General features: G+C 50.6%; 8 protein-coding genes. 3 read left to right on the top strand and 5 right to left on the bottom strand.

Annotated features, from left to right (window positions below):
• Nucleotides 1–5: 5 nt before the first annotated feature.
• From mgrA to DX130_RS17725, 3 genes are all read right to left on the bottom strand, one after another.
• Entirely contained in the window at nucleotides 6–1,004 is a 999-nt protein-coding gene (gene mgrA, locus DX130_RS17735) for an L-glyceraldehyde 3-phosphate reductase (RefSeq protein ID WP_116047638.1), read from the bottom strand.
• Between the two features lie 64 nt (nucleotides 1,005–1,068).
• The gene (locus DX130_RS17730; protein ID WP_116047636.1) at nucleotides 1,069–2,514 is read right to left on the bottom strand and encodes an HD-GYP domain-containing protein; all 1,446 of its coding nucleotides are present in this window, start codon (nucleotides 2,512–2,514) and stop codon (nucleotides 1,069–1,071) included.
• 31 nt (nucleotides 2,515–2,545) lie between these two features.
• The gene (locus tag DX130_RS17725) at nucleotides 2,546–4,561 is read right to left on the bottom strand and encodes a bifunctional diguanylate cyclase/phosphodiesterase (protein WP_116047635.1); all 2,016 of its coding nucleotides are present in this window, start codon (nucleotides 4,559–4,561) and stop codon (nucleotides 2,546–2,548) included.
• A 166-nt stretch (nucleotides 4,562–4,727) separates the two neighbouring features.
• On the opposite strand from DX130_RS17725, the gene DX130_RS17720 reads away from it, so the two are divergent.
• Together DX130_RS17720 and DX130_RS17715 are read left to right on the top strand one after the other, a co-directional pair.
• Nucleotides 4,728–5,876 carry a peptidylprolyl isomerase gene (locus tag DX130_RS17720; protein ID WP_116047633.1) on the top strand — a complete coding sequence of 383 codons (1,149 nt, stop codon included), beginning with the start codon at nucleotides 4,728–4,730 and terminating at the stop codon, nucleotides 5,874–5,876.
• A gap of 166 nt (nucleotides 5,877–6,042) precedes the next feature.
• Complete coding sequence (locus tag DX130_RS17715) at nucleotides 6,043–6,918, top strand: aldose epimerase family protein (RefSeq protein ID WP_116047632.1); 876 nt, start codon at nucleotides 6,043–6,045, stop codon at nucleotides 6,916–6,918.
• Between the two features lie 69 nt (nucleotides 6,919–6,987).
• Here DX130_RS17715 and deoC read toward each other — a convergent pair whose 3' ends face one another.
• A complete protein-coding gene (gene deoC, locus DX130_RS17710; RefSeq protein WP_240644576.1) occupies nucleotides 6,988–7,635 on the bottom strand; it encodes a deoxyribose-phosphate aldolase in 648 nt (215 codons plus the stop codon).
• A gap of 284 nt (nucleotides 7,636–7,919) precedes the next feature.
• Here deoC and DX130_RS17705 point away from each other — a divergent pair, with 284 nt between their 5' ends.
• A complete protein-coding gene (locus tag DX130_RS17705) occupies nucleotides 7,920–8,747 on the top strand; it encodes a purine-nucleoside phosphorylase (protein ID WP_116047629.1) in 828 nt (275 codons plus the stop codon).
• Nucleotides 8,748–8,902: 155 nt separating this feature from the next.
• Here DX130_RS17705 and DX130_RS17700 read toward each other — a convergent pair whose 3' ends face one another.
• Complete coding sequence (locus DX130_RS17700) at nucleotides 8,903–10,618, bottom strand: ABC transporter ATP-binding protein (RefSeq protein ID WP_116047848.1); 1,716 nt, start codon at nucleotides 10,616–10,618, stop codon at nucleotides 8,903–8,905.
• Nucleotides 10,619–10,653: the final 35 nt, after the last annotated feature.

The following is a 10,653-nucleotide window of genomic DNA, read 5'->3' as shown; positions in this document are numbered from 1 at the left end:
CGTCCCTATTCCTCCTCAGAGAGAATGCTTTCGATTCGGCTTAATTCTTCTTCCGTAAAGGACAGATGGCCAAGCGCGGCCACATTGTCATCAATTTGCTCCACGCGGCTTGCGCCGATCAATGCGGACGTAACCTTGCCGCCTCTAAGCACCCAGGCTAGAGACAAGCCGGCGAGCGTCTGCCCTCTCTCTTGCGCCAGTTCATTCAGTGCCTTCACTTTGTTCAGCTTGCCTTCCGTTATTTGATCCGACTTCAGGAATATGCTAGGTCCGCCTGCGCGGGAGTCAACAGGAATGCCGTTCAGATAGCGATTCGTAAGCAGTCCTCCTGCAAGTGGCGAGAATACAATAGAACCAATGCCTTGCTCGTCCAACACATCCTGCAAGCCGCCTTCAATCCAGCGGTTGAACATGGAATACGACGGCTGATGGATCAGGCACGGCGTACCGAGCTCCTTCAGAATGCGTGCAGCCTCTGCGGTCTGTTCTGCGCTGTAATTGGAAATGCCGACATAAAGGGCCTTCCCTTGGCGCACCGCATGATCAAGCGCCCCCATGGTTTCCTCCAACGGCGTATCCGGGTCCGGACGATGCGAATAGAAGATATCAACATAGTCCAGCTTCATCCGCTTCAAGCTCTGATCCAGGCTGGACAGCATATATTTGCGGGAACCCCACTCACCGTAAGGGCCGGGCCACATGCCGTAGCCTGCTTTCGTAGATATAATCAGCTCATCGCGGTAGGGCGCCAGATCATGCTGAAGAATAGCGCCGAACGCTTCCTCCGCCGATCCTGGAGGAGGCCCATAGTTGTTCGCCAGATCGAAGTGGGTAATGCCCAGGTCGAATGCACGTCTCGCCATCGCCCTGCTGTTCTCGTAACGGTCATTGCCTCCGAAATTATGCCAGAGCCCCAGCGAGATGGCAGGGAGCTTAAGCCCGCTTCTGCCTACCCGATTGTACTTCATTGTATCGTAACGCGCGTGATCTGCCCTATAGCTCATGTTCGTTCCTCCTAGTATAGGTTTATACCCTATTCATTCTAAATGATTTATCGGCAATAAAACACTACCGGGCCAGTCTTTTCTCCAGCTTGAAGTTCGGACTATTCAGCAGCGTCTCCCGGAAGAAGGCTTCCTGTTCTGTCGCAAGCCGTTGCCAGGCATGAATGCACCGTGGATCAAAGTGTCTTCCGCTCTCTTGCAGCAAAACCTCCATCGCTTCCTCGTGAGTCATCGCTTGCCGGTAGGAGCGGGATGAAGTGAGAGCATCATAGACATCCGCTACTGCCGTTATTCTGGCGACAAGCGGAATCTCTTCACCCGAGAGCCGATCCGGATAACCGCTGCCGTTCCATTTCTCATGATGAGATCGAATAACGGACAGCTCTTCTACCATAAAACCAAGCCGTTTGCAGACGTTGTAGCCGGAAACGGGATGAGACTCGATGACAGAGCGTTCTTCTTCGGACAGCTTTCCTGGTTTGTTCAAGATGCCATCTGGTATGTATAGCTTGCCAATATCATGGACAATGCCGCCCTGGGCAATCGCACGAAGCTGCGAGGAGGAGAGTCCCATCTCTTCCCCCAGCTTCAAAGCATACAAGGCAACCCGATAATTATGTCCCGCTGTGTAAGAGTCCTTCGCCTCCGTAGCCATCACCAATTCCCTAACGCTTGGGGAAATATAAGTATGTATCCAATCCTGAGGATTAGCGCGAAACAGCATCTTAACCGATGCGGTAATGGAACCCGTATTCAAATGCTCTCTTACAATGCCAATCACCATCACAATAACCGATGCAAGCAACAGGAAGTGGTACAGCCACCAGCTCGCCATCCACGCTTCCCCGGTGACCATAATAACCTGCGCACTGAACATCCAGCCCGTACTATAAACGATTGCAAGCTGGAGCGGGAAACGGGAAGCCAGATACGTTTGCAGATTGCGATAGATAGTCCAGCAGTTCATCAGAAGAATCAGAGCCGTCGTTACCCATTTGCTGATATCCCCCTTCAAATAAAGAAGATGAACAAGATCGGGGTTAAACCATAAATACAGACCGGACAGCAGCAAAATAGAGGACCAGACTGGCAGCAGCCATTTCTGACGAATAGATAACCAGCGGACAAGCTTGTGATCAGCCGATATAGAGCACATCCAAAGCCAGAATGCCGACAATAATACGCTGAGTTGGGCAACATTGCCCGAGATGGAGGAGTGATGCATCAGAAATCCGGGTGTAGACAAGCCATGAAGGATAAACATAGCTGCCAAGGATACATAGGATAAGGACAGGAAGCTAACCTTTATATTCCGGATACGGATCGCTACAATTCCAATAGCCGTCGCAACTGCCAGCGCTAGTACAGAGACCAGGCTGACAATATAGAAGTGACCGAAAGGGGTATAAATATTCTTATCAAACGGTGACAGCTGATATAGAAAATAACCGACGAGCGGCAGCAGCGTGAACACGGCAAGCCTGGCTAATATGCGAGTGTCTCTTCTCAAAAGCTATCCTCCTCCAACCATTGTCAATAGCTTAAGCGCTTAATCCATCCAGCCAAGCGTCCACTTCCTCGCGGGGCATTGGCTTCTTGAAATAATAGCCTTGCATAATGGAACATCCAGCCTGGCGCAGGAACTGGAGCTGACGCTCATTCTCCACGCCTTCGGCCACAAGCTCAATATTGAGCTGCTGGGCAAGCGTAATGATCGTATTGACAATTGCTCTTTTGGAAGGTGATTCGTAATCTTGCATATACAGCTTGTCGATTTTCAAAGTCTGGAACGGGATGCGATCAATCGATCCGAGGAAGGAATAACCGGATCCGAAGTTGTCCATAGAAACGCGCACACCGGCCTCTTGAAGCGGTATGAGCTGCTCAGTCGCTTCAGCGGCGTGATACATGACAGTCGATTCCGTAATTTCCAGCTCAAGCAGCTCCGGACGCAATCCGGAACGAAGCAGCGCATCATTGACCATATCCTGAAGGTTGCGGCTTTCGAATACATTTGCTGACAAATTGACAGAGACACCTAACCGGCTGCTGCCTTTGACATTCCAGGCTTTGCAGTCCTTGCAGGCCTGATCCAGTACCCATCTCGTTATCGGAACAATTAGTCCCGTCTCCTCGGCAATCGGGATGAATTCATCGGGGGCAATCGCACCGAGCTGGGGATGCTTCCACCGCAGCAGCGCTTCAAAGCCGATAGGCTTATTCGTTACGGCATTCCACTTCGGCTGATAAAAGGTAGACAGTTGACCAAGCATAAGCGCCGTGCGAAGTCCCTTTTCAATCTCCATCCGTCTGGCCAGCTTACGGTCCAATTCCTCATTGTATGCGCAATACTGGTTCTTCCCCTGGCTCTTGGCATAATACATGGCCGTATCTGCCGCCTTAAGCAGCTCCGTCCGGCTCTGCCCATGCTGAGGCGCATAGCTGATGCCAATGCTGCTTGTGACATACAGCTCATTGCCCTCCAGCCAAAACGGGCGTCTTAATTCCTCCAGAATCTGCTCAGCCAGCGACTCCGCCGAAAGCTGCTGCAAGTCCGTAGTCAGCAGTAGAAACTCATCCCCGCCCAGCCTGAAGATACGTCTTTTCTTGTTAACAAACTGGCTGATCCGGTTGCCGACCTCCTTCACAAGGAGGTCGCCTACATCGTGGCCTAGCGTATCATTAATAAGCTTGAATTGATCCAGATCGATAAACAGAACCGAATACTCCTGATCGCCTCGTAGCGTCTCGTCGAATTCGTGATTCATCGCATGGCGGTTAGGCAATCCCGTGAGCGGATCACTGTAGGCCATCCGCCGCAGGACAAGCCTCTCCCAATACAGAGCTGTCCATGTGACGAGGACAACTAGAATCATAACGCTTGATACCGCAATGATCAGCGACAAGTCCATGCTTTTTTCTCTCAATAGATCAAGCGCTTCAGGTGTGGAGCACCAGAACATAGCTGCTTCCATGCCGGTGTAATGCATTCCCGTCACTGCTAGTCCCATCAGCAAGGCAGCAGCAAGCTTGAACCAGTGCGCCTTGCTCTCGCTGCGGAAGCGGGTAAGCAGATACAGCGCAGCATAGGAAGCAATAACTGCAATAACTGCAGAGACCACCCATAACGTTTCATTATAAGTAATTCGCAGCAGCGAGGATTCCATAGAGGCCATCCCAGTATAATGCATCGTAACAATGCCCGATCCCATAAACAGGCTGCCAATGAGCAGCTTCATCTTAGTGACCTGCTTCGCCATTGTCACGTAAAAAGCAAGCAGCGAAGCCATAATACTGGCCAATATAGAAATCACGGTCGTCCAAGCGTCATAAGTCACTTCAACACCTAGATGGAAGGCCATCATCCCGACAAAATGCATCGTCCATATTCCGCAGCCCATGACAAATCCGGAGATGATAAGCCACCCCAGCTTGGACTTGCCGTTCGAGTGCGATATTTTATAGGAAAGATTGAGTGCGGAATAAGAAGTGAACAACGCGATAACAAGCGACAGCAACACGATCCAGCTATCGTAGCTCCCCAGTAATCTGATCAATATATCCCTCCGTGTCAAAGCTTGTTATACGTTCTTTTTTTTCGTCTACCTATACAATTAATACGATTCGACAAGCAATGCAAGCTTTTTTATTTTAGATTAAGGTTTTTTTGTTCATGTTTTGATATAGTAGGTGAAGAATTGCATTTTGAAGGGAGTTTATGGAATGAATAACAAGGAATCGCAGTCCAACGATATACCTACAGACAACGAAACTGCGAAAGAAGAAAACAAAGCTCAAGAGAACGAAACGAACGGCGAAACACAAGAGAACGTTGTCGAAACGGACAAGCCTGAAGTAGCGAGCGACTCCGAGAACGGAACTCCGATAGACGCTTCTGCATCCGCTGCAGCAGTCGTAACGCCGAGCCAGGAGAGTCCTGCTCCTGCTAAGAAAGGCGCGACAGGTTGGATCGTACTATCCGCCGTACTCGCAATCGCTCTTATCGTTGTCTTGATTAAACCTCCATTCGGAGGAGGCGAAGGCAGCGAAACCGTCGCCACGGTTAACGGCGCTAACATTAAGAAGCAAGAGCTCTATGATCTGCTTATAAAAGTAAGCGGCGAACCCGCTCTCGACAATCTCATTCTGGAGAAGCTGGTGCAACAGCAAGCTGACGCTGCCAGTATTAAATTTACAGATCAGGATTTGACAGACGAGATCGATATCATCAAGCTGGACTTCCCTTCGGAAGAGGAATTCAATAATGTACTAGAGAAAAATAACCTGACAATAGAAGAACTGCGCGAAGACAGACACATGAGCGCGTTGATTCGCAAAGTGCTTGAGCCAAAAACATCGGTAACGGACGAAGACGTAAAGGCTTATTTCGATGAGAATCTAGCCAGGTTCGGCGAGCATGACGATCAGGTCCGCGCTTCCCATATCATCGTAGAGACGAAGGAAGAAGCGGAGGCGATTCTTGCCGAGCTCAAAGGCGGCGCCGACTTTGCCGAGACAGCCAAAGCCAAATCAGGCGATGGAGCCGCGCCACAAGGCGGAGATCTCGGATTCTTCTCCAAAGAAGGAATGGTTGAGCCTTTCTCCAAAGTTGCATTTGAAATGGAGGTAGGAGCAATTAGTGATGTGGTGCAAACCCAGTTTGGTTTCCATATCATCAAGAAAACCGATACCCGTGCACCCGCAAAGGCGAATTTCGATGAGCACAAACATCTGATTCGTCAAAAACTGGTTGCCGCTGAGGTGCTTACGTTATCCGGTCCATGGATTAGCGAAATCCGTGAAAAAGCGACCATTACCAACAAGCTCGCGCCTGAAGCTTCCGCGCCAGCAGACAACGCTGCTGCAAAATAATTCATTCAAGCGCAGCCGATAAAGCATTTCTCTTCAATGAATATCCCGTTATACCAGGGTCCGGCACAAAGCGGCTATACAAGCTGCCTTGTACCGGACCCTTTACTCATGGACCGAATTAAGGCACAATAAGTAGAAATTATGATTTCACTTTGGAGGTAGCAGCGTGAGTACATTTGAAGTAAGCCAATATCAAGACACGTATACGATCTATGAGTTGAAGGAGAATGCCACGTCTTCTCGCGTTCTCGTATGCCCGGAACGCGGCGGCATCGTGATCGGCTGCCAATTGAACGGCGAGGAGCTCTTCTATTTGGATAAAGCAACATTCGAGAATCCTGCCTCCAATATCCGCGGCGGCAATCCTATCCTCTTCCCGATCTGCGGCCCCGTTCATGATTCTGCCTACGAATGGAACGGTAAGACGTACAACATGGGGCAGCATGGCGTTGCTCGCATTTTGCCGTGGGAAGTCGTGAGCACTTCGACAGAGGGCGAAGCCTCCATCACCCTTCGCTTGCATGCGAACGAGGCTACTCTCTCCTCTTACCCCTTTCACTTTGAACTGATCTTCACCTACGCACTAGTGAATGGCGAGCTGCATACCCATCAGCAATATCGCAACATCGGTGAGGCTGATTCAATGCCTTTCTATGCCGGCTTCCATCCTTACTTTGCCATCGAAGGCGGCAAGGACATACCTTACGAGACCGATGCGCCGCGCTATATTGACTTGACCACAAAAGAAGAGGCGGCTTATACCGGACGCGCTAATATGGATGAGTTTATCGATTCTATTTGTCTATTTGGCGCAAAAGAAAGCAGTATCTCCTTCCCGGTTCGTGAAGGTGTGACCGTTCGTCTTCGTTACGATGATCTGTTCAAGTATGTCGTGATCTGGTCGGTGAAGGAGCGTCCATTCGTATGCGTTGAGCCTTGGATGGGAATGCCATTCGAGATGAACCGCCGTGAAGAATTGCTTTACGTCGAGCCGGGCGCTGAGCTTCGAGCGGACTTCATCATTGGCTGCGACAAGAAATAAGAGGGCATAAGATGAAGAGGCCTCCCCTGCCAGCGGCTCGGGAGGCCTCATCTCTTATCGCGCTATGATTTAGTATCCCTCGCCCTGGCCGCCAGTTACGATAGCGACACTAGAGCTTGCACCGATACGTGTTGCGCCGGAGTTAAACATCTGCACGGCTGTCTCCAGATCGCGAACGCCTCCAGATGCTTTCACGCCAATATTCGGTCCCACTGTACGACGCATAAGCGCGATATCCTCAGGTGTAGCTCCGCCTTTTCCGAAGCCCGTAGACGTCTTGACGAAGTCCGCGCCAGCCGCGACGCACAGCTCGCATGCCTTCACTTTTTCCTCGTCCGAAAGCAGTCCCGTCTCCAGAATGACCTTAAGTACCGCTTTGTCTTTGCAGGCTGCTACGACGCCTTCAACATCACGCTGAACGCCTTCGTAATCGCCGGATTTCAACAGGCCGATGTTCAGCACCATATCGATCTCCGTTGCGCCTTCTTTAATCGCCTGCTCTGCCTCGAATGCTTTGGACGCTGTAGTAGTCGCACCCAGCGGGAATCCGACAACGGTCGTAATGCCGACGCCTGATCCCTTAAGCTCTTCCGCGGCAAGCGCTACCCAGCCCGCATTGACGCAGACTGTCGCGAAACGATGCTCTCTTGCTTCCTTGCAGATGACGAGAATATCTGATTTCGTCGCATCTGCCTTTAATATGGTATGATCGATCATCGCTGCTACTTCTGCAGATGACCAGCTTGTCTTTTGATTCACTGTTCTTCCTCCATTCCCTTAAACCCAGGGTGACTGTCACGTACTATTATACGAAGCTTTCCAACAAACAACAACTGCGCTGCCAATCCTCTGACCGACAATCTCTATTGGCATATAGCTGCGACCGGAAACCAAGGTTTACTTTACTCTTTCACTACGCTATTATGAGGTTGCCTTACATACCATGTATGTCGAGCACAGGACCGCCTGGCATGCGACTATATACAAAGGAGAGTTTATTGATGAACAATTTGCTTGGCAAAATAAAAGAAGCGGCAGCTTATATTGAAAGCAAGCTGCAGTCGAAGCCTCAACTCGGCATGATTCTCGGTTCCGGACTTGGCGTTATGGCCGACGAGGTAGAGAACGCCATCGTCATTCCTTACGGAGAAATTCCACACTTCCCGGTATCCACCGTTGAGGGGCATTCCGGCGAATTGGTCATCGGAGAGCTGGAAGGCAAGACCGTTCTCGTCATGAAAGGCCGCTTCCACTACTACGAGGGGTACAGCATGAAGGAAGTTGTCTTCCCTGTCTACGTCATGAAGCAGCTCGGAATCGGCACGCTGCTCGTTACCAATGCCGCAGGCGGCATGAACCGAGCTTTCGCGGCAGGCGATCTGATGCTCATCACCGATCATATCAACAATACCGGCGATAATCCGTTGATCGGAGCCAATATTCCTGAGCTTGGCCCGCGTTTCCCGGATATGTCGAGCGCCTACAACAAAGAGTTGCGGGCTATTGTAGCTGAGCAAGCTCAGTCGCTGGACATCAAGCTTCAGCAAGGCGTCTATGTGAGCATTACCGGCCCCACTTATTGCACGCCTGCAGAGCTTACGATGATGGCCCGTTGGGGTGCTGATGCAGTCGGCATGTCCACTGCGCCTGAGGTCATTGCGGCCAATTATTGCGGCATTCGCGTAGTGGGCATAACCTGTATTACCGACATGGCAATTGGAGAGGAACTGGAGCCACTGTCGCATGAACAGGTGGTCAAAGTTGCCAATGAGACGCGTCCGAGGTTCATCTCGCTGGTCAAAGCATCGGTGCGTGCTTTTCAGATTTAATTCTGCTGCATCTGACGTTTGATGAAAGTAGATGAAGCTAACCTCATTTTAGACGCAACCCTCGATCAATTGGTCTAGATCATTAGGAAAGGGCGAAGCAGATCCCGTCTGCCTCGCCCTTTTCTTATGCTATTCTACTCTTGTGCCATATCGGCCTACCGACCGAACTGTGCGGTATGCAGACGACTGTAGATGCCTCCTGCCGCTACAAGCTCTTCATGACGGCCTTGCTCGGTAATGCCCTGCTCGGTCACAACGACAATGCGATCCGCGTTCTTGATTGTAGCCAGGCGATGCGCGATAACCAGCGTCGTTCTTCCCTCTGACAATTCCGCAAGCGATTGCTGTATCGCTGCTTCAGTCTCTGTATCCAGCGCCGAAGTCGCTTCGTCCAGGATCAGAATCGGCGGATTCTTCAGGAACATCCTAGCAATCGCAAGCCGCTGCTTCTGGCCGCCGGACAGCTTCACGCCGCGCTCGCCAATAATGGTGTCCAGCCCGTTTGGCAAGGAAGCAATAAATTCCTCCAGCCTTGCTCGTCTTGCCGCCTCCATAATATCCCAATCATCGGCGCCAAGCTTGCCGTAAGCAATATTCTCCCGGATGGTGCCCGCGAACAAAAACACATCCTGCTGCACGATGCCAATTCCTTTGCGGAGCGATTCCAGCTTCATATCACGAATATCATGTCCGTCGATCGTAATGCTGCCGCCCTCAATCTCATAAAACCTTGGCAGCAGGCTGCAGAGCGTCGTCTTGCCCGCTCCGGAGGGACCAACGAACGCTATCGTCTCCCCTGCTCGAATCGACAGATCAATATCTTGAAGCACTTTCGCTTCGCCCTCGTATCCAAACGTAACATCTTTATATCGGATATCACCATGCAAACGGTCGACTGCAATCGCATTCGGTGAATCTGCGACATCAGGTGCGGTATCCATCAGTTCGATATAACGTTTGAAGCCCGCAATGCCTTTCGGATAGCTCTCAATAACCGCATTAATCTTTTCAATCGGCTTGAAGAAAATGTTCGTGAGCAAAATGAAGGTAATGAAATCGGCGTACGGCATTCCTTTCTTCAAGACGTAATAGGCTCCTGCTATGAGCACAAACAGCGACACCAGCCTCATCAACATATAAGAAACCGATGCGTTCAAGCCGATAATTTTGTACGCGATCAGCTTCGCCTCACGGAATCGCAAGTTGTTGCCTTTGAACAGCTTGCCCTCATGCTTCTCGTTTCCGAATGCCTGCACGACGCGAATGCCGCCAACGGTATCCTCGACGCGCGCATTGAAGTCGGCCATGTCCGTGAACAGGCGTGTTGATGCCTTCGTCATCCGTTTGTTGAAGTACAGCACCAGCCACATAATGATCGGTATAATGACAAAGGTCATGATCGCCAGCTCAGGTTGAATGAACAACATGATGCCGAAGGCGCCAACTAATGTCATCGTCGCAATGAACATATCCTCCGGTCCGTGATGGGCCACCTCGCCGATCTCGAACAAATCATTCGTCAATCGGGAGAGCAGATGCCCCGTCTTCGTGTTGTCGAAGAAGCGGAAGGACAGCTTTTGCACATGATCAAACAATTTGCGGCGCATGTCCGTCTCAATATTGATGCCAAGCATATGGCCCCAATAATTAACTACGTAACTAAGAAACGTATTAATGACATAAATAACGAGCAGTACAGCGCAAGCGGAGACGATTAACCCCCAGTTTTCGTCCGGCAGCAGCGTCTTGATGACATATCCGACCGCGAGCGGGAATACCAGCTCCAATACAGCAAGAATAACCGCAGCGGTGAAATCGAGGATAAACAAACGTTTGTAAGGCTTGTAATACGAGAAAAAACGTCTTAACATCATAAACTCCAATTCTGTCCTTCTTCTGTCAGCGG

Source organism: Paenibacillus paeoniae (assembly GCF_003388735.1).
GTDB lineage: Bacteria > Bacillota > Bacilli > Paenibacillales > Paenibacillaceae > Pristimantibacillus > Pristimantibacillus paeoniae.
The sequence above is the reverse complement of the archived record's forward strand: the minus strand, read 5'-3'. Positions and strand labels throughout refer to the sequence as shown.